Source organism: Rhizobium sp. PDO1-076, assembly GCF_000247475.1.
Taxonomy (GTDB): domain Bacteria; phylum Pseudomonadota; class Alphaproteobacteria; order Rhizobiales; family Rhizobiaceae; genus Allorhizobium.
In genome coordinates, this window is record NZ_AHZC01000429.1 from 1 (window position 1) to 18,871 (window position 18,871).

General features: G+C 59.5%; 18 protein-coding genes and 1 pseudogene. 9 read left to right on the forward strand and 10 right to left on the reverse strand.

Going from position 1 to position 18,871, the window contains the following annotated elements; genetic code table 11:
- The 4 genes from PDO_RS24815 to PDO_RS24830 form a co-directional block, all read left to right on the forward strand.
- Positions 1–1,110, forward strand: a 1,110-nt coding sequence (locus PDO_RS24815; RefSeq protein WP_007608287.1) for an LLM class flavin-dependent oxidoreductase, incomplete at its 5' end; no start/stop codon positions are given.
- Between the two features lie 9 nt (positions 1,111–1,119).
- A complete protein-coding gene (locus PDO_RS24820) occupies positions 1,120–1,968 on the forward strand; it encodes an ABC transporter permease (protein ID WP_007608289.1) in 849 nt (282 codons plus the stop codon).
- A gap of 46 nt (positions 1,969–2,014) precedes the next feature.
- The gene (locus PDO_RS24825; protein ID WP_007608290.1) at positions 2,015–2,992 is read left to right on the forward strand and encodes an ABC transporter substrate-binding protein; all 978 of its coding nucleotides are present in this window, start codon (positions 2,015–2,017) and stop codon (positions 2,990–2,992) included.
- Positions 2,993–3,001: 9 nt separating this feature from the next.
- Positions 3,002–3,769: an ABC transporter ATP-binding protein gene (locus PDO_RS24830; RefSeq protein WP_007608292.1), complete on the forward strand. Its 768-nt coding sequence runs from the start codon at positions 3,002–3,004 to the stop codon at positions 3,767–3,769.
- Between the two features lie 484 nt (positions 3,770–4,253).
- Here the strand turns inward: PDO_RS24830 and PDO_RS24835 are convergent.
- The 7 genes and pseudogenes from PDO_RS24835 to iolG form a co-directional block, all read right to left on the reverse strand.
- Positions 4,254–4,390: pseudogene (locus PDO_RS24835) on the reverse strand (transposase); the annotation flags it as partial.
- A gap of 87 nt (positions 4,391–4,477) precedes the next feature.
- A complete protein-coding gene (locus tag PDO_RS24840; RefSeq protein ID WP_052023507.1) occupies positions 4,478–5,227 on the reverse strand; it encodes a TIM barrel protein in 750 nt (249 codons plus the stop codon).
- A 110-nt stretch (positions 5,228–5,337) separates the two neighbouring features.
- Positions 5,338–6,450: a Gfo/Idh/MocA family protein gene (locus PDO_RS24845; RefSeq protein ID WP_007608297.1), complete on the reverse strand. Its 1,113-nt coding sequence runs from the start codon at positions 6,448–6,450 to the stop codon at positions 5,338–5,340.
- A gap of 55 nt (positions 6,451–6,505) precedes the next feature.
- Positions 6,506–7,285, reverse strand: a complete 780-nt coding sequence (locus PDO_RS24850) for an ATP-binding cassette domain-containing protein (protein WP_007608299.1) — start codon at positions 7,283–7,285, stop codon at positions 6,506–6,508.
- Between the two features lie 2 nt (positions 7,286–7,287).
- On the reverse strand, positions 7,288–8,394 hold the full coding sequence (locus PDO_RS24855; RefSeq protein WP_007608300.1) for an ABC transporter permease: 1,107 nt from the start codon (positions 8,392–8,394) through the stop codon (positions 7,288–7,290).
- 62 nt (positions 8,395–8,456) lie between these two features.
- Positions 8,457–9,380 carry a sugar ABC transporter substrate-binding protein gene (locus PDO_RS24860; protein WP_007608301.1) on the reverse strand — a complete coding sequence of 308 codons (924 nt, stop codon included), beginning with the start codon at positions 9,378–9,380 and terminating at the stop codon, positions 8,457–8,459.
- A 144-nt stretch (positions 9,381–9,524) separates the two neighbouring features.
- Positions 9,525–10,517, reverse strand: coding sequence for an inositol 2-dehydrogenase (gene iolG, locus PDO_RS24865; protein ID WP_007608302.1), 993 nt, complete (start codon positions 10,515–10,517; stop codon positions 9,525–9,527).
- Positions 10,518–10,686: 169 nt separating this feature from the next.
- On the opposite strand from iolG, the gene PDO_RS24870 reads away from it, so the two are divergent.
- On the forward strand, positions 10,687–11,706 hold the full coding sequence (locus PDO_RS24870) for a LacI family DNA-binding transcriptional regulator (RefSeq protein ID WP_007608303.1): 1,020 nt from the start codon (positions 10,687–10,689) through the stop codon (positions 11,704–11,706).
- 123 nt (positions 11,707–11,829) lie between these two features.
- Here the strand turns inward: PDO_RS24870 and PDO_RS24875 are convergent, their stop codons facing one another.
- The 3 genes from PDO_RS24875 to PDO_RS24885 are packed head-to-tail and all read right to left on the reverse strand — an operon-like array spanning position 11,830 to position 14,613.
- Positions 11,830–12,969 (reverse strand): mandelate racemase/muconate lactonizing enzyme family protein, encoded by a 1,140-nt coding sequence (locus tag PDO_RS24875; RefSeq protein ID WP_007608305.1) that lies wholly within the window; start codon positions 12,967–12,969, stop codon positions 11,830–11,832.
- Positions 12,970–12,980: 11 nt separating this feature from the next.
- The gene (locus tag PDO_RS24880) at positions 12,981–13,910 is read right to left on the reverse strand and encodes a dihydrodipicolinate synthase family protein (RefSeq protein ID WP_007608307.1); all 930 of its coding nucleotides are present in this window, start codon (positions 13,908–13,910) and stop codon (positions 12,981–12,983) included.
- Entirely contained in the window at positions 13,894–14,613 is a 720-nt protein-coding gene (locus tag PDO_RS24885; protein ID WP_007608309.1) for a GntR family transcriptional regulator, read from the reverse strand. The genes PDO_RS24880 and PDO_RS24885 overlap by 17 nt, the downstream gene beginning before the upstream one ends.
- Before the next feature lie 125 nt (positions 14,614–14,738).
- Here PDO_RS24885 and PDO_RS24890 point away from each other — a divergent pair, with 125 nt between their 5' ends.
- The 4 genes from PDO_RS24890 to PDO_RS24905 form a co-directional block, all read left to right on the forward strand.
- Positions 14,739–16,334: an ABC transporter substrate-binding protein gene (locus PDO_RS24890; RefSeq protein WP_007608311.1), complete on the forward strand. Its 1,596-nt coding sequence runs from the start codon at positions 14,739–14,741 to the stop codon at positions 16,332–16,334.
- A 24-nt stretch (positions 16,335–16,358) separates the two neighbouring features.
- Positions 16,359–17,423: an ABC transporter permease gene (locus PDO_RS24895; protein ID WP_007608312.1), complete on the forward strand. Its 1,065-nt coding sequence runs from the start codon at positions 16,359–16,361 to the stop codon at positions 17,421–17,423.
- Positions 17,424–17,428: 5 nt separating this feature from the next.
- Entirely contained in the window at positions 17,429–18,343 is a 915-nt protein-coding gene (nikC, locus tag PDO_RS24900) for a nickel transporter permease (RefSeq protein ID WP_007608313.1), read from the forward strand.
- A partial coding sequence (locus PDO_RS24905) for an ATP-binding cassette domain-containing protein (protein ID WP_007608314.1) occupies positions 18,336–18,871 on the forward strand: 536 nt, incomplete at its 3' end. The genes nikC and PDO_RS24905, both read left to right, overlap by 8 nt.

Sequence of the window (18,871 nt, forward strand, 5' to 3'; positions counted from 1 at the left end):
TTTTCGGCCCTGGCGCCCTTCACGACCCATCTCGGTTTCATCGCAACCGCGTCTACGACCTATGAAGAGCCTTACAACACTGCACGTAAGTTTGCGTCGCTTGATCTTATCTCCAATGGACGCGCTGGCTGGAATGTCGTCACCACGACAGGCGATGCCACCGCCCAGAATTTCAATCGCGATACCCAGTTGCCGCATGCCGATCGCTACAAACGTGCCGCCGAGCATGTAGAGGTGGTAAAAAAGCTGTGGGACAGCTTCGAAGACGATGCCTTTGTCCGCGACCGGGAAACCGGCGTCTTCTTCGAACCGGCCAAGCTTCACGATACAAACCACAAGGGTGAGCACTTCAAGGTCAAAGGGCCGCTAAACGTGTCCCGCTCTCGCCAGGGGCATCCGGTGATCGTCCAGGCGGGCCAATCCGACGACGGACGTGGGCTGGCGGCAGCGACGGCCGAGGTGATTTTCACCGCGCACCAGCACATCGAGACGGCGCAGGAATTCTACCGCGACATCAAGAACCGCGCGCGTGGCATCGGACGCAATCCCGACCATGTTCTGGTCATGCCCGGCGTCTCGCCCTTCGTCGGTCGCACCGAGGCCGAAGCCCGCGAGAAGTATGATCGTCTGACCTCTCTGATCCTCGAAGAAGATGGAGTCGGTCTGCTCAATGGCCTGACCGGTGGAACGCTGGATCTGCGCGGCTACGACTTGGATGGCCCGCTACCGCCGGCACCGCCGACAGAAGGCATGAAGAGCCGCCAGGCGCTGATCCGCCAGATCGCCGACGAGAACAATTTTTCCATCCGCCAGCTCTATCAATGGGTTGCCTCGGCCCGCGGTCACTTCACCATTGTCGGAACGGCAGTGCAGATCGCCGACACACTGCAGGAATGGTTCGAGAACGAGGCGGCGGACGGCTTCAACATCCTGCCGCCATGGCTGCCGACCGGCCTGAACGATTTCGTCGATCTCGTCATCCCGGAGCTTCAGCGTCGCGAACTGTTCCGCACCGCTTACGAGGGCAGCACCTTGCGCGAGAACCTCGGCCTGCCTTTCCCCGTCAACCGCTGGACCGTCGATACGTCGGTCGTCCAGGCTGCAGAGTGAGGACCGATCATGTCATTTGAAGATATACAACGTGGTCCCGCTTACGGGATCAGCCTCCCTCGCCCGGAAAACCGAGCATCGCGCTGGTTGGTGCAGATGGCCAAGGTCGCCGCTCCGATCCTGTCGCGCTACGGTCTGGTCATCGGTTTCTTGGTCTTCTGGCAGGTGTCGACCAAACTGGGCTGGGTCAACGCATCCGTGTTTCCGCCTCTCGACCAGATCCTCGGCGCCCTGTGGAAGGGCATCGCCACGGGCGCACTGGTCGATGACATCGTGATCAGTCTGCAAAGATCCGGGATCGCCTTCCTCGCCGCCGTCGCGCTCGGCATTCCGCTCGGACTGTTCATGGGGCAGGTTCGCGCCATTGAACAGGCGCTCGACCCGCTGCTGCAGTTCTTTCGCCAGACCTCGGCTCTCGCTCTTTATCCGGTCTTCATCCTCATGCTGGGCCTTGGAGAGGCTTCAAAGGTCTTTGTGATCTTCTGGGCGACACTCTTCCCGATCCTCCTGTCAACGGTCGGCGGGGTAAAAGAAGTGGATGCCAAGCTCATCGAGATGGCGCGTACCTATGGCGCGGGTTCGCTTGCCATCTTTCGGCGCGTCGTCCTGCCGGCCTCCGTTCCAGCGATTTTCGTGGGCTTGAGGCTTTCTGCGACCACCGCACTGCTGCTGCTGATCGCTGCCGAGATGATCGGTGCCAACAAGGGTATCGGTTTCCAGGTGATGAACGCCCAGTACAACTTCCAGATCCCTTTGATGTTTGCCGCCATCCTGCTGCTCGCCCTGCTGGGGCTCGCCGCCAACGCCGCTCTCGTTCTCCTGCAGCGCAAGCTCTGCCGCTGGGCGCTGCCCCAATAACACTCCGCCTCCCGACGCGACATCACTCTTCAAAAGGAAAAATTCCATGACATATCACACCCGCAAACTCCTCCTGTCGGTCGCAATCTCCATCGGCCTGTCCGGTTCCGCCTATGCTGCCGAGAAAATCAAATTCCGCTACCTCACCAGCCAGGGTGGCTTGTCCGCTCACGAACTCGCCGCCGAACTTGGCTATTTCGACGGCACCGGCATCACCATCGAGAATGTCGGCTACGCGACTGGCGGCCCAGCCTCGCTGATCGCGCTCGCGTCCGGCGACGTCGAGATCGGCAGCGCGGCGACATCGGCGGTGTTGAACTCGATCGTCGGCGGCAACGACTTTGTCGCCGCCTATCCGTCAAACGGCATCAACGATCAAGTCCAGTCGATCTTCTACGTGCTCGAGGACAGCCCAATCAGGGAGATCAAGGACATCGCCGACAAGAGCATCGCCGTAAACACGCTCGGCGCCCATCTCGACTACACGATCCGCGAAGCGCTCCACTCCGTCGGCCTGCCAAGCGATGCCGCCAACCAGATTGTCGTTCCGGGACCGCAGCTTGAGCAGGTCTTACGCTCCGGCCAGGTCGATGTCTCGGCTTTCGGCTACTGGCAGACGACCTTCGAGGGCGTTGCCAAGCAGAACGGCGGGTTACGGGCCATCTTCGATGACACCGACGTTCTGGGCGACATCGCCGGCGGCTTCGTCGTCCTGCGCCGAGACTTCATCGCGGACCACCCTGAGGCCGCGAAGGTCTTTGTCGAGCAGTCGCAGCGTGCGCTCGACTATGCCCGCGAACATCCGGAGGAAACCAAGGCGCTCTTTGCCAAGGCCCTCGCCGAGCGCGGCGAAAACCCAGAGATCGCCAAGTTCTTCCGCGGCTATGGCGTGCGTCCGGGCGGTCAGGCGGTGGATCGTGATCTGCAGTTCTGGATCGACGTTCTGGTCCGCGAAGGCAAGCTGAAGGAAGGGCAACTGGCCGCCAAGGACATTCTCTACACCGCCGATGCGGCAAGCAACTGAGGCGTGGTGATGGCTCTTTCAAGCAATATCCGTGGAGAGGTGACGGTTCGTCATCTCTCCAAGACCTTCACCCTGAACGGTCAGCCACTGCCGATCCTGAGAAACCTCAATCTTACCATACGCTCCGGTGAAAGCCTGGCGATTGTCGGCGCGAGCGGTTCGGGCAAGACAACGCTTCTGCGTATCCTGGCGGGCCTCGAAGAGGCAGACGGCGGCGATGTGCTGATTGACGGAAGGCGCGTCCGTGGCGTCGGCACGGAGCGGGCCGTCATCTTCCAGGAACCGCGGCTTTTACCCTGGCTGACGGTGATCGACAATGTCGGTTTCGGTCTGGAGACCAGGGGGCTTTCGCGCGACGAAGCTAGGTTCATTGCCCAGAGATATATCGACTTAGTTGGTCTGAAAGGCTTCGAGATCGCCTATCCCCGGCAGCTTTCAGGCGGCATGGCGCAGCGTGTCGGGATTGCCCGCGCGCTCGCCGTCCAGCCGGAGATCCTCTTGCTCGATGAACCCCTCGGGGCCCTCGACGCCATGACCAAGATCGGCATGCAGCAGGAACTGGCGCGGATCTGGAAGGACGAGGACGTGACAACGGTACTGGTCACGCACGATCTCGAAGAGGCGATCTTCCTCGCCGACCGGATCCTGATCCTACCGCGGGAAAAGGGCGGCGAGCCACGGCTGATCGACATCGAGCTACCGCGACCGCGCGACCGCAGCGCTCCCGGCTTCGTCCGGCAGCGCGAGGAACTGCTGGGCTTGTTCGGGTTGCATTGAGAGTGTCCCGAGACACGGTTCCCTTCAGTTATCGGGAGGGCCTCGGGTTTATAGTCTGGCCTCATGGGGCCAGTTTCTGTTGTACCACAGGGCGACGGAACACCCACGGGACCGAGGTCCGGGAGCTTTTACATCCGTGGCATCTCTGGTCTGGGCGAATTATTCATATTCATAGATTGGTGGATAAAGGGTCTGCTGTGTTTCGCCGCAGCGTTTCGGGTTCGACGTCATGCAGGTTGCTTAAAATTCAGGTGTGGATGTTTGACCGAACACTGAGTGCACGCTGGTTGGCCATGCCGATTGCATATGCCGATTTTTCTTGCCTGCTTGCGTTGGCAAAGTTGCGGGAAGAGGCAGGCACTCCTGCATATGGCACGGACATGAGCACAGCATTGATCTCTCATGAAACCAGTCGGGGAGATGTCCATGCCACGCCAATTTACGACATATCAGTTCGATCTGTTCTCGAGTGCGCACAGCCCTAGTCTTTCCATTGTTTAATCTGGTTGGCGTGCACGTCAAATTGCAGGGATAATTCCACCAGCGTCTGCTCGCCTCGGATGGCAGCGAGCGTCACTTTTGCCTTGAAAGCCAGGCTACATTCCAGCGCGACCGTCTCATCAGGATATCTCCTATTCCCGGCACCTAAACCGAAGTCAGGCAGATATTCCAATTATCCCGGCTGGTCAGATTTCCTGAGCCAGCTCTCTACAACAGAGTAAATGCGGTGCGGAAGGCCTGAAGTGCGGCATCCGAATTGCCCTTGGCGTAGGCCTCCATTCCGACTGGACCGCGATACCCCATTTCGAAAAGTGCGCGGGCAATTGCCGGGTAGTTGATTTCGCCCGTCCCCGGCTCGCAGCGTCCGGGCACATCGGCCACCTGCACCTCGCCGATCCATGGCAGGCAGGCGCGGCAGGTTTCAATGAGGTTACCCTCGCCAATCTGCACGTGATAAAGGTCCAGATTAAGCCTCAGCCGAGGATGATTTACAGAAGAAACCAATGCCAGCGTGTCCCCTGCGCGGCCAAATGGCGTCCCAGGATGGTCGACCGGCAGGTTCAGGTTTTCCAGCGTGAAGACCACATCCTCCTCCTCTGCCATCTCCGCGATACGGGCAAGGGTGTCGCGGGCTTTCAGCCACATGCTGCCGGTCACGACTTCAGCAGGCCGCGCCGGAAGGCCGCCCTCACCCAGCCCCGTACCATGCAGATTCAACCGTGCGACCCCGAGGCGCTTGCCGACCTGTGCTGTTTCGCGGGCGGACCGTAGAAGCTCGTCAGCGCCATCGTCATCTGCCAGTCGCCCTGTGAGATAGCCGTTCATGATGGAAAAGGTCGCTCCAGAACGTTCCAGTGCGCCGAGGTCATGATCAGGCCAGTTCCAGAGGCCCACCTGAAAGCCCATTTCGGCAAGGCGGGCTGCGCGCCACTCGATCGGGCGATCCTGCCAGAGCATTTCCGCGCAGGCGGCAAGGATGAAGGGCTGTTCCACGTTTAGTCCCCTGTAAGGATTGTCATCGGTGTTGATTAGATCTGCCCCGGGCGGGCCAGATGATGCGGGTAAATTCAGAGTTCAATCCGCGTGCCGTTCGACATCGCCATGGCATGAATGATCCTCTCGATCTCCAGCCCTTGTGCAAAATCAGGTCCGGTGTTCGGCGCCCCCGCAATGGCCGATAAAAGATCGCGCGCTTCGACGACCTTCTGCTCGTTGAAACCGAAGTTATGTCCTGGCGCCGGGCAGAAGGCCGAGAAATCAGGCTGAACCGGTCCCGTCAGATGGCGCACGAAACCATCTTCCCCGGACCGGTGAACCCAGAGTTCGTTCATGTTTTCCTGATCGAAGACAATTGTTCCACCCGTGCCATGCACCTCCCACTGCAGGCGGCATTTGCGCCCCCGTGCAACGCGTGAAGTGGCAAACGAACCCTGCGCGCCAGAGGTGAAGCGCAGAAGTGCCAGCGCACTATCCTCATTCTCCACTCGCTTCGCCCCGTCGGGCGAAGGGCGCCAGGGAATGGCGATCTGTGTTTGGGCAATGACCTCTGCCACCGGCCCCATCAGCGCCAGCATCTGGCTCACGAGGTGACAGCCAAGGTCACCGAGCGCGCCCAGACCGCCGCCCTCGTGAGTCATCCGCCAGGACCACGGGAGGAGCGGGTCGGCGGAATAATCTTCGTCATAAACGCCGCGAAAGGCGAGCGGCTCGCCAATCGCTCCGGCGCGAACCATGTCTCTCACCGCCTGAAACGCAGGGCTTCTGAGGTAATTATAGCCAAGCATGGTGATCTGCCCCGGATGGGCGGCGGCAACGTCCGCCATGGCTTCGGCGTCTCTCAGAGTAAGCGCCATCGGCTTTTCGAGCCAGACGTGCTTGCCCGCTTGCAACGCCGCTTCGGCCATCGGGCGGTGCATGCCGTTCGGCGCGGTGATGGACACAACGTCTACCTGCGGATCATCCACCGCGTCCTGCCAGTGCGAGGTTGCCCGTGCAAAACCGAACTGGCGCGCAAACCCCATAGCGCTGTCTTCGGTAACATCTGCAAGAACCTCAAGCCTTGGATGCGCGCCGCCAAAGACGGCCGCGACATTTCGCCAGGCCATGGCGTGGCACTTTCCCATGAAGCCCGTTCCGATGAGGGCAATCCCAAGTTCTGTTTGCGGCATTGGAGACGACATTCTGTTCCTCGGTTTCACGCATGGCGGGGCGACATACCAGCCGACCGGCAAGTCCTTAAATCGTTCCGCCGAGCGAACCTTCCAGCACGGCCAGTTCCTGCCCGCCAGCCATCAGGTCCTGCAACTGGGCAGCATTGATGTCGCCCTTCCTGGCCGTTCCCAACGTCTGGCCCCGGTTGAGCACGGTGAAGCGATCACCGACCGCCATGGCATGACGGACATTGTGAGAGATGAAAACGACGCCAATGCCTTGCGCACGCACTCGATTGATGGTGGCAAGGACATTCGAAGTCTGACGCACGCCAAGTGCGGAGGTCGGCTCATCAAGGATCAGCACCTTTGCACCAAAATAAACCGCCCGCGCAATTGCAACCGTCTGCCGCTCCCCGCCAGACAGCGTGCCGACGGCTTGATCGGGAGCCCGCAAGTTGATGCCCATCTTGCGCATTTCGACCATGGTGATTTCATTGGCCTTGTCGATATCAAACCGTTTGAACGGTCCCCAGCCCTTCGTTGGCTCGCGCCCCATGAAGAAATTGCGCGTGACAGACATTAGCGGGATCATGGCCAGATCCTGGAACACCGTGGCGATACCCGCCTCCATGGCCTCTCGCGGACTTTGAAATGAAAGCGGCTTGCCTTCGAAGGTGATCGAGCCTTCAGTTGGCTGGTGCACGCCGGACATTGTCTTGATGAAGGTGGATTTACCTGCACCGTTGTCGCCGAGAAGGCAGTGACATTCGCCGGGCATCAGATCGAAGGTCACGCCGTTCAGAGCAATGACATTGCCATAATGCTTCTTGATGTTTTCCATATGGATGATCGGTGTAGTCATTGTCAGCGCTCCCCCGTCACACGTCTGCGGATGATGTTGTTGAAAATGACGGCAAGCAGCAACATTCCGCCGAGGAAAATCTGGAACCAGTCCTGGTCGAATTTTGTGTATGTCAGGCCAATGGTGACCATGCCGAAGATGATCGCGCCAAAGAAGGCGCCGATGGCGGAGCCGTAGCCGCCGGTCAGTAGGCAGCCGCCGATGACAGCCGTGATGATGGCTTCGAATTCCTTCATGAAGCCACGACGCGCGTCAGTGGATCCGGCATCCATGACTGTGATGATTGCGACAAGAGCCGCCGCGACGGCTGTGAGCATGAAAAGTGTGATCCTGACGTTGCGGACCGGAACCCCGGAATTCTGTGCGGCGTTGGCGTCGCCGCCTGTCGCGAAGATCCAGTTGCCAATCGGCGTGCGCAGGAGGACGTAGGTGGCGGCTAGGGCGAACAGCACGAACCAGATGATTTCAACCGGAATGCCAGGCACCTTGGGCACACCGGATTTGAAGCTGTCGACGAGCCCGGCTTCTGCCAGCCATCGGAACAGAAACCCAAAGGCGTCACCGGAGAAGATCGGCGCGAGAAAGTCTTCGCCGATGGCTTCCCGGATACCGCGAAGCTGTGTGGCCCCGCCGGTCAGGATCTTCAGGCCAACCAGTGTTGCGCCACGCAGAATGAACAAGCCTGCCAGCGTGACGATAAAGGAAGGCAGGCCGGTTCGAATGACGATCAGGCCATTGGCTGCGCCGAGCGCGGCCGCGAGTAGTAGCGTAAGGGGTATGGCGAGGATCAACGGCATGCCAACATTGACGGTGAACGCGCCGAACAACATGCCGGCGAACGCCACCATCGAACCGATGGAGAGATCGAATTCTCCCCCGATCATCAGCATCGCTGCTGCGATACCGAGAATGCCGAGCTGGGCTGCCGGGGTCATGAAATTCATGATGCCGGATAGGGTGAACATTGTCCGGTCCGCCGTGGCGAGAAAGAAAAGCGTGACAAGGACGACGCCCCCGATTGCCCCTAATTCCGGTCGTTTCATGAGTTTTGTGGCAAAGGATTCGGATTTGATCCGTTCATCCCTGTGCGTCAGCATTTCGGTCGACATAGTTTTCCTCCTCTTGGGCGTGAACGGGCCGCCCTTCCCACAGGCGGCCCGGCCTTAAGGTCTTAGCGGATGCCCTTGGCGGACAGGTCAATCACCGCGGCGGCGCTTTCCTTGGTCACAAGGTTCGGGCCGGAGGGCACGTCGCCGCCCGGGACCAGACCGTATTGGGCTTTCAATGCAAGGAAGGCGACAGGCAGGTAACCCTGCAGGAACTGCTGCTGGTCGATCGCGAAAGCAGCCTTGCCATCGGCAACATCCTTCAGGAAACCGGCAGACAGGTCGAAGCTGGCGACCAGAACCTTGTCGCGCCCGAGTGCCTGAACGGCCTTGACGGCAGGCTCGCCGACCAGTGAAGCGCCGAGGCCGAGTACCGTATCGACAGCCGGATCGGATTCGAGCGCCGCGCGAACCTTGGATTCGACTTCAGCGGGATCGTTCTGCGTCGGAATGACGGTCACAGGCTTGCCGAAGCCTTCCGTGAAGCCTTTGCACCGAAGGTCAAGGGCGACATTGCCGACTTCCTGGTTGACGCAAATGCCCTTCGTACCACCCATTTCGGCAAGCTTGGCGCCAGCGGCCTTACCCGCATCGAATTCCGACTGACCGACATGCAGCAGTGCGCCGAGCTTGTGGGCCACATCCGAACCGGAGTTCATCGAGATGACGGGAATGCCTGCATCGACCGCGCGTTTGATCGCCGGGCCAAGTGCATCGCCATCGGGAATGGAGACGACGAGACCGTCCGGTTCCTGGTTCACAGCGGCATCGATCAGTTGGCTCATCTGAACCATGTCGAAGGTTTCCGGCGAACGGAATTCTACGTTGACACCGGTATCCTTGGCCGCCTTCTCGACGCCATTCTTGACCACGGACCAGAAAGGATCATTGGCCTGCCCATGCGCAACCACGATGATATCGGTCGCGAAGGCCGGCGCCGCCACGGCCATGACTGCGGCCACTGCAACAGATGCGAGTAATTTCTTCATGTTAACCTCCCAGTTATGTTTGCAAAGGACGCCAATCCTCGACGCCCTCTCATCCGGCCAAGAAAGCCGGAATTGGAAGCCGACGGCAGCACCTCCCGTGCGCGCCGGCATTAATCGCGGGATGGCTTGAGGCCATCGCTATGTTCAGGGCGCGAGATGAACCGGCTGACCCGATGCCGCCGATTGCGTTGCCGCTTCAGCCATTGCGAGAGCAGCAACCCCATCCTGGAGCGTAACCGGAACGACAGAACCATCAAGGATCGCCCGTACGAATGCATCCCACTCCGCCGCATAGGCGCGCAGATATCGCTCCAGAAAGAAAAACTCGGGCTTGGCGCTCGTCACGCCGGATCTGGTTGCCTTGGAGACCGTGTTTTCCAGCACGTTTCCAGCCGAAAGCAATCCTTCCGAACCCAGCAACTCGACGCGCTGGTCATAACCATAGACCGCACGGCGGCTGTTTTTGATGACGGCGATGCGGCCATCCGAATAGGCCAACGTCACGACAGCGGTATCCACATCGCCGGCAGCGCCGATAGCGGGATCGACAATCGAGGTTCCGACCGCATGAACCGTTTTTGGCGCCTCCCCCATGAGGAAATTCGCCATGTCAAAATCGTGGATCATCATGTCGCGGAACAGGCCGCCGGATACCTTGATATAGCTGATGGGCGGCGGCGAAGGATCGAATGAGGTGATCGAAAGCAGCTCAGCCTTGCCGATCTCGCCGGCATTGAGGCCTGACTTGATGCGGGAGAAATTCGGATCGAAGCGGCGGTTGAAGCCGACCATCACCGGCACACCGGTTGCCGATGCCTTCGCAAGGCAGGCCCTCGCCCGGGCTAGGGACAGATCAACCGGCTTTTCGCAAAGCACGGCCTTGCCAGCCCGCGTTGCCTTCTCGATGAAATCGGAATGCGTATCGGTGGACGTTGCAATCAGCACAGCGTCAATTGCCGGATCATCGAGAATCTCGTCGGCCCCGGCAACGATCGCGCCGTAGGCTCCAGCCAGTGACCGGGCGGCTTCGTCGTTGACATCCGACACGGCGGCCAACTCGCTATCTGGGTGACCGTCGATGTTGATGGCGTGGACACGACCAATACGGCCGGCACCGAGCAATCCTATTTTAAGCACTGATATTCCTCCCAAAGCACAGCCTGAAGGTGCCTTCGAGGGCACTATTATAATTTTTGCTCGCGGGAGCAAGACAATTTTGCTCGCGGGAGCAATTTTTCTAATTGGATTGCTTTATATTCACGCTATCAATGCAGAACGGTCCTGCGGGATGGACCGGGAGAACGGGATGCCGGACGGAAAAAAGCTTGAATTTACCAATGTGACTGCGGACGACGTTGCCGAGGCGGCAGGCGTATCGAGGTGGACGGTCAACCGCGCCTTCCGCAAGGAAGCCTCCATTTCTCGCAAAAGCCTGGAAAAGGTGATGATCGCTGCCGAGCGGCTGGGTTATGTGCCGGACCTGCGTGCCGCCAGCCTAGCGTCCGACCGGTCAAATCTGGTGGCGCTGCTCATCGATGACTTCGCCAACCCCCACAAGCTGGTCATGATGGAGTGCCTCACCCGGAACCTGCGGCGAGCCGGCTGGGATATCCTACTGGTCAATACGCTGGATCGCAATGACGCCGGCCATGCCCTGCTGAATGCCAGCCAGAGGCGCGTGGACGCGGTGATCCTGATTGGCCTGCAATTTGATGATGAGGTGCTTGAAACTGCGCTGCACGCACGCCGGTTTCGCAAGCTTATCATCTTTGCCCGAAGCTCGGAGCACGCCAACACCATCTCGATTTCAGTCGATGATGTGGGTGCGATGAGCGAACTTGCACGCTACGTGCACCAGCGCGGGTATCGACGCCCGCTTTTTGTTGCGGGACCGCAGAACTACTCGGCGCATCTCCTGCGCAAGGAAACCTTTTTCTCCTATTGGGCAACACATTTCGGGGTTGAGCCGGAACTGGTAACCGTTTCGACGTATGATCCGGCCCTGGCCGGCAAAGTGGTGACGGAGCGGTTACGAAATTGTGCGCGGGAAGACCTGCCGGATGTGCTGGTTTGCGAAAACGACGCCCTTGCAATGGGCGCAAGCGATGCGGTTCGCTACACCTTGGGCCTTTCCATTCCGGAAGATATTGCCATCACGGGCTTCGATGACGTCCCCCAAGCCGACAATCCCAATTACCGCCTCACAACCTATCGACAGCCTCTCGCGGACATGGCTGAATATCTGGTCAAGGTTCTGGAAGATTCAGATGACGAGCATCTTGGTCGTCTCTTTACGGGCAGCCTGATCTCTAGAGCGAGTGCATAGCTGTTCCAATAGCTGGAATGAAGTGGTCCCAATTCATAGCGCCCGTTGCTGCGCGGGAAAGGGGCTGCACTCCACGCAACAACCGGCCAAATCACCACGCACATAGCTACATGGCCTCACCGGTCAAGGATAGGCCGTTGCACCATCCGGCTTGCGTGTGATTTTGCGCTCCCAGTGTACATAATCATCTTTGGCTAGGACAGCCTCATCAATCTCGATGCCCCAGCCGGGACGATCGGGACGGAGCTCCATATGACCGTCTACCGGCATATAGGGATCAAGTGCCCATGGGGCATGAACATGCGGCTTGAACTCGAGGATCTTGAAGTTCGGCTGGGCAGCGCAGAAATGGATATTCACAGCCGTTGCAAGCGGGCCCATCGGGTTGTGGGGTGCCACCGTTACGTAATGCGCCTCGGCGATCGCGGCGATCCGCCGCATTTCGCTCAGGCCTCCGACAACGCAGATATCCGGCTGAATGATGTCGGCGCCGCGGGAAGTCAAGAGCGACAGGAATTCAAACCGGTTATAGAGTGATTCCCCTGTCGCCAGCGGCACGGTGACCTTGGATTTCAGTTCGGTCCAGGCCGGGATATGCTCCGGGCGGATCGGCTCTTCGTAGAAGAGCGGGTCGTTGGGAGCGAGCGCTGCCGCAAGCTGAACGGCCTGATACGGCTCGAAGATCTTCGCATGCGCATCGAAGGCAAATTCGTAATGCGACGGGGTGATCTCACGGATCTTGCCGAAATAGTCGCCGGTCTCCTTGACCACTTCGCCCCAGCGGCTGGCATGCAGGTCGCGACGATAGGGGCTGAGCTTGAAGGCGGTATAGCCATATTCTTCGTTGAGTTGCAGCGTCTGGTCGAGCGCGTGCTGCGGATCGGGGGCGGTGTAGACACCGCAATACACCTTCACCCGATCGCGGACATGGCCGCCAAGCAGCATATAGACCGGCAGGCCCGCAGCCTTGCCGGCGATGTCCCAAAGCGCATGATCGATCGCGGAAATTGCGGCCAGACCAAGCGCGCCCGGCGGGAACCGGCATTGCTGATTGAGCTTCAGCACGAGATATTCGACCCGGCGGGGATCTTCACCCTCGATCTGATGGAAGAGATAGTCGAACAGCGGCGGCAATGCGAGATCGGGGCCATGATTGTAGCATTCGCCCCAACCGGAAATGCCTTCGCTGGTCTCTATCTTCAAAAGCAGGCGCGGTCGTTCATCGACGCGCTGCATGTAGGTCTTGATACCAGTAATATGCACAACTCGTCTCCTCAGGCAGCGCGTTGTTCGGTGGTGATGCGGTCGACCACGCTGCGCAGGATGGCCCGCTCGGCGTCATTGAGTGCCACCACGCCCGGAAGGCGGACGGGACCGACATCGTTGCCCAGCATGCCAAGCGCTTCCTTGACGACCGTGACGTTGGCGCCATTGTTGTATTTGGTGCGAAGGCTCTCGAATTCGGCAATGCCGTCGATCAATGCGCGGGCGCCGGCGTAGTTGCCGTCCTGCAAGGCTGCAAGAATGGCATGCGAACGCTGCGGGAAGACGTTGACGAGGCCAGAGGTGAAGCCACGCGCGCCGAGTGCATAGAAGGCCGGCGCCCAGCCTTCCGCCAGGCCGCAGACCCAGATCGCCGGAGCGTCCTGTGTCGAGCGGATGACTTCGGCCAGCAGCATCAGGTTCGACGATGCGAACTTGATGCCGGCAATGTTCGGATGCAAGGCCAGTTGACGGAAATCGGCAACCGAGAAACCATCGCTGCGCACATAGGCAATTACCGGAACTGTGCAGAACTCGGCGAGTTCGAGGAAATAGCGCGCCTGATAGGAAGGGCCGGCAAACGGGTCCATCGGGTGATGTCCCATGATCGCATCCGCACCTTCGGCAATCGCATCGCGGGCCAGCAGCTTGGCGTCGGTCAGCGAACGGCCGACGGCAGCGCTGACAAGCGATTTCCCGGCAGCAGCCTTGATTGTCGTGCGGTGCACAAGACTAATTTCATCCATGGTCAGGGTAAAAAATTCGCCGGTATTGCCAGCAGCCATCAGGTTGTGGACGCGGGCGGCAGCCATGTCCCTGATCAGCGCATCAAGCGTTGCCACATCTATGCTGCCGTCGGTGCCATAGGGCGTGACCGGAACGCCGGAGATTCCAATCAGTGCTTTTCTTACAGTCTCGAGCTTCTCACTCACCTTGGGCATCCTCTTTGTTCCCGAAAACGATTGACAGATAGGTATCACCAGAGCGCACGACGTGATCACGCATCTGCTTTTCCGCACGCTCGGCATCACCGTCGATGATGGCTGCGGCAATGGCGCTATGTTCGTGCAGGGCTTTTTCACGCTCGGCCGGATCGGAATGGATGATTCGGCGAATGCTGGCATCATAGAACTGCTGACGTTCGATCAACCGAGCCAGATACTGACAGCGCGAGGCGCGGTGGATCTGCTCATGGAAGGTTTCGTTGAGCAAGATCAGTTCGTCCGCATTGCCGCTGGACGTCGCCGCCTCCATCAATTTGACCGTCGCCGTCAGTGCCGACTTGCTGTCGTCGGCAATACGCCTTGCGGCGAGCCGACCGATCATTGATTCCAACGCTGCGCGGGCAAGGATCATCTCCTCGGCCCAGTTCATGTTGAAGCGGATCAGCACACCCCTGCGCGGCAGGGCTTGCACCAGCCCCTCGGCCTCCAGCAGCCGCAACGCTTCCTTGATCGGCGTCGTGCTGACGCCGAACTGCTCGGCCAGTTGACGCTCATTCACCTTCTGATCCGGCTGGAACCGGCCGGCAAGAATGGATCCGCGAAGAATGCGGTGAACGTGATCGCGGACCGTCAACTGGAGCTGCGGATCGAGTTTCTCAATCCCCCCTACGCCACCCTGTCGATTTGTTTCATCAGCCATTGCTGCAAAATCCTGTTGACGAATTATTCGAGTTATGAGATCTGATATACCAGATTTCAGGTGAATGTCGATATGAAATCTGATGAAACTTAGAGGTTGAGGAGCCTCACCGGAGGAGAATGAACATGCTGAGACGCCACTTCCTGTCGCTTGCTAGCGCAGTTGCCATCATGACTTCGCTACCGTTTGCGGCGATTGCCGCCACACCCAAGGATCAGTTGGTGATCGCTACCAACATGTCCTCTATGCGCGGTCTTGATCCGCATGAACTCAACCAGCTGGAGGCCGCCGAAGTCGTCGCCAACCTCTATGAGCGCCTCATCGTCCTTCCGGCGGACAAGATCAACGAGCCGCAGCCGGGGCTCGCCGAAAGCTGGACCATCTCGGACGACGGCAAGACTTTCACGTTCAAGATCCGCTCCGGCGTGACTTTCCATTCCGGCAATGCTCTGACGGCCAAGGATGTCGAATGGTCGCTCCGCCGCCTCGTCAAGCTCGGCCTCGCACCGTCCACCGACCTTCGCCAATGGGGCTTTTCCGCTGACAATGTCGACAGCCTGATCCGCGCCACCGACGAACAGACCTTGGTCGTGGAAACGCCGGAAGTCTGGAATGCGGACCTGATCCTGCTATCGCTCGCCAGCTTCTCCACCTCGGTGCTGGACAGTGCGTTCCTGGCAGACAAGGCCAAGGACGGCGACATGGGCCGGGAATTCCTGCAAACGGCTGACGCCGGCTCCGGCCCTTATTCGCTGCGCACCTGGCGTGCCAATGAGACCCTGATCGCCGAAGCCTATGCCGATTACTGGCAGGGCGCACCGGCCATGCGTCGTGTCATCCTGCGCCACATGCCGGAATCGTCCGCCCAGCGCCTTCAGATCGAGGCCGGCGACATGGATGTCGCGACCCGCCTGTCGTCAACAGACCTGTCCGCGCTCGAAACTGGCGGCAAGGTCGACATTCAAAAGACACCCGGCTTCGGCTTCTATTACGTTGCGCTGAATCAGAAGGACGAGATCCTCTCCAATCCCAAGGTTCGTGAAGCCTTCCGCTATCTGATCGACTATGACGGCCTATCCAAGACCGTGATGAAATACTACGGCACACAGCAGCAGAGCATCATTCCGGCCGGACTGCCAGGCGCGATCACAGATAATCCCTATACGCTGGACATCGACAAGGCCAAGCAGTTGCTGACTGAGGCCGGCTATCCGGATGGTTTCTCCAAGGTCTATTTCGCTACTCCGGTCACGCCGGAATACGAAGTGGCCCAGACGCTGCAGGCCAATGCAGCCAAGGCCGGCATCAAGCTCGACCTGCAGGGCGGCGACCATATCGGCAAGTTCCGCGAGCGGGCTTTCGAGATTTTCTCTGCCCGCTCAGGCGAGCGCCTGCCGGATCCGCATTCGGTCCTTGCCTCCTATGCCACCAATGCCAACAATGCCGACGAAGCCAAGCTCACCGGTCTTCTGGCATGGCGTTCGGCCTGGGATGTGCCGAAGGAAATCCAGGATATGGTGCTGGCCGCCGCGCATGAAACGGACAAGGCCAAGCGCGCCGATCTCTATACGCAGATCAACAAGGCCTATCTGGCCTCGTCCCCGGCACTCGTCACCTCGTTCCAGAGAACCGATGCAAAGGCCGTTCGCAAGGAAGTGAAGGGCTACACCGGACACTCGACCTGGCTCACCCGCTGGGACACCGTGACCAAGGGCGAATGATCGCCTGCAGCAAGGACACCTGACTTGATTTCCTCCCAAGCGACCACCGTGAAGGGCCCGGGCAGCGGCAAGAAGCTGCTGTCCGGTGCCCGCAAGATCGCGACTTCGTTCGCCGTCATTCTCACAACCCTGCTCGGCCTTCTTGTCATCACTTTCGTGATCGGCCGACTTGTGCCCGCTGACCCGGTCATTGCCGCCATCGGCGATCAGGCCGATCAGGTGACCTATGACCGTGTCTACAAGGAGATGGGTCTCGATCGTCCGCTCTATGTCCAGTTCGGGCATTATCTCGCCGATGTCGTCCGGCTGGATTTCGGCCAGTCCCACATCACCAAGAACACCGTATCGAGCGACCTTGCCCGCGTCTTTCCCGCCACGATCGAACTGGCAACGTTGGCGACCCTGATCGGTGCCGGTTTCGGCGTTCCCCTCGGCGTCATCTCGGCAGTTCGCAAGGGAACCTGGGTCGATCATCTCGGTCGTGTGGTCGGCCTGCTAAGCTATTCGACGCCGATTTTCTGGTTGGGCACGATCGTCATCCTGATCTTCTATGCAAAATTCGGACTGATCCCCGGTGGTGGACGCATCGACATCTACAATGAAGGGCTTGTCGAAGGCCCGACAGGATCACTCTTGCTGGATTCGATCTTGGCCGGCGAATGGGAAGTCTTCTTCAGCGCCCTTCATCATGTGATCGCACCCGCTCTTATTCTCGGCTATGCCGCGATGGCTTATCTCAGCCGCATGAGCCGCAGCTTCATGCTTGAACAACTGCGCCAGGAATATATCCTGACCGCCCGGGCAAAGGGGCTCGGCCAGCGCGCCGTGGTCTGGCGGCATGCGTTCCGCAATATCCGCGTGCAATTGCTGACGGTCGTGGCGCTCGCCTATTGCGGTCTGCTCGACGGCACAGTGCTGATCGAAACCGTCTTTGCATGGCCGGGTCTTGGCCAGTATCTCACTTCGGCACTGTTCTTCGCCGACATGAATGCCGTGCTCGGAAGCGTACTACTGATCGGCATGATCTCCATCGCGATCAATCTCCTTTCGGACATTGTCTATCGCTTCATCGACCCACGAACGCGGTGATCGCCATGACACAGAACAGTTCCTTCACCTCACTGCATAACTGGCTGATCAACGAGGAATTCACCTCCACCCGTCAGGCGCGCCTGCACAAGATGTATGTCGCCTGGCTGAGCCTGCTTGCCAATCCGCTTGCCTTTACCGGCTTCCTCGTTGTTCTGTCCTTAATTGTCGTTGCCATTCTTGCCCCGGCAATCACGAGCTACGACCCCTATAGCCAAGACTTGTCCCGGGCATTGCAGCCCTTGTCATGGCAGCACTGGTTCGGCACCGACGAATTCGGCCGCGACGTCTATACGCGACTGGTCTATGGCGCCCGCACCACGCTTTATATCAGCATCCTCGTCACGATCATCGTCGCACCGATCGGCTTTCTGATCGGCGCGACGGCTGGCTATCTCGGTGGTTGGGTCGATATCGTGCTGATGCGCATCACCGATATCTTTCTGTCGTTTCCGAGCCTGGTGCTGGCGCTCGCTTTCTCGGCAAGCCTTGGCCCAGGCATTGAGAATGCCGTGATCGCGATTGCCCTGACCGTCTGGCCACCGATCGCGCGACTGGCGCGCGCAGAAACGCTGACCTTCCGCAATGCCGATTTTGTCGTTGCCGCCGAACTGCAGGGCGCCGGCATGATCCGCATCCTTGTGCGCCACATCGTGCCGCTTTGCGCGCCATCGGTCGTCGTGCGCCTGACACTGAACATGTCGAGTATCATCCTGACGGCCGCTGGTCTGGGCTTTCTCGGCCTTGGTGCGCAGCCGCCGATGCCGGAATGGGGTGCCATGGCAGCCTCCGGTCGCCAGTATCTTCTCGATGCGTGGTGGCTGACCACGATCCCCGGCGTTGCGATCTTGACGGTAAGCCTTGCCTTCAACCTGCTCGGCGATGGGCTGCGCGACATACTGGATCCTCGAAATGCATAAGATATCCGATCCCATCCTGACCGTCGAAAACATGTCGGTCGAGTTTCCGACCTTGTCCGGCGTGGTCACAGCCGTTCGCAACGTCTCTTTCACCGTCGGGCGAGAAAAAGTCGGCATCATCGGCGAATCCGGATCGGGCAAAAGCACCACCGGCCGCGCCGTCATGCGGCTGCAACCGCCACAAGCGATCGTCAAGGCCGACCGCATGCAATTCGAGGATGTCGACCTGCTCACCGCGACAGAAGACCAGATGCTGTCGGTCCGCGGCCGGCGGATCGCCATGATCCTGCAGGACCCAAAATACTCGCTCAATCCGGTCATGACGGTTGGCGAACAGATCTCAGAGACAGTGATCCTGCACGAAAAGGTATCGAGGAAGGAAGCGCGCGCTCGGACCATTTCCATGCTCGAGCGTGTCAAGATCCGCGACCCACAGCGGGTGTTCGATCTCTATCCGCATGAGGTGTCTGGCGGCATGGGACAGCGCATCATGATCTCCATGATGCTGATTGCCTCACCGTCTCTGAT

Bases quoted from the DNA above. Each gene is read 5' to 3' on its own strand.
- PDO_RS24820 (WP_007608289.1), top strand. From the start codon at position 1,120: ATGTCATTTGAAGATATACAACGTGGTCCCGCTTACGGGATCAGCCTC.
- PDO_RS24825 (WP_007608290.1), top strand. From the start codon at position 2,015: ATGACATATCACACCCGCAAACTCCTCCTGTCGGTCGCAATCTCCATC.
- PDO_RS24830 (WP_007608292.1), top strand. From the start codon at position 3,002: ATGGCTCTTTCAAGCAATATCCGTGGAGAGGTGACGGTTCGTCATCTC.
- PDO_RS24840 (WP_052023507.1), bottom strand. From the start codon at position 5,227: ATGCTCTGGCAGGATCGCCCGATCGAGTGGCGCGCAGCCCGCCTTGCC.
- PDO_RS24845 (WP_007608297.1), bottom strand. From the start codon at position 6,450: ATGTCGTCTCCAATGCCGCAAACAGAACTTGGGATTGCCCTCATCGGA.
- PDO_RS24850 (WP_007608299.1), bottom strand. From the start codon at position 7,285: ATGACTACACCGATCATCCATATGGAAAACATCAAGAAGCATTATGGC.
- PDO_RS24855 (WP_007608300.1), bottom strand. From the start codon at position 8,394: ATGTCGACCGAAATGCTGACGCACAGGGATGAACGGATCAAATCCGAA.
- PDO_RS24860 (WP_007608301.1), bottom strand. From the start codon at position 9,380: ATGAAGAAATTACTCGCATCTGTTGCAGTGGCCGCAGTCATGGCCGTG.
- PDO_RS24870 (WP_007608303.1), top strand. From the start codon at position 10,687: ATGCCGGACGGAAAAAAGCTTGAATTTACCAATGTGACTGCGGACGAC.
- PDO_RS24880 (WP_007608307.1), bottom strand. From the start codon at position 13,910: ATGCCCAAGGTGAGTGAGAAGCTCGAGACTGTAAGAAAAGCACTGATT.
- PDO_RS24885 (WP_007608309.1), bottom strand. From the start codon at position 14,613: ATGGCTGATGAAACAAATCGACAGGGTGGCGTAGGGGGGATTGAGAAA.
- PDO_RS24890 (WP_007608311.1), top strand. From the start codon at position 14,739: ATGCTGAGACGCCACTTCCTGTCGCTTGCTAGCGCAGTTGCCATCATG.
- nikC (WP_007608313.1), top strand. From the start codon at position 17,429: ATGACACAGAACAGTTCCTTCACCTCACTGCATAACTGGCTGATCAAC.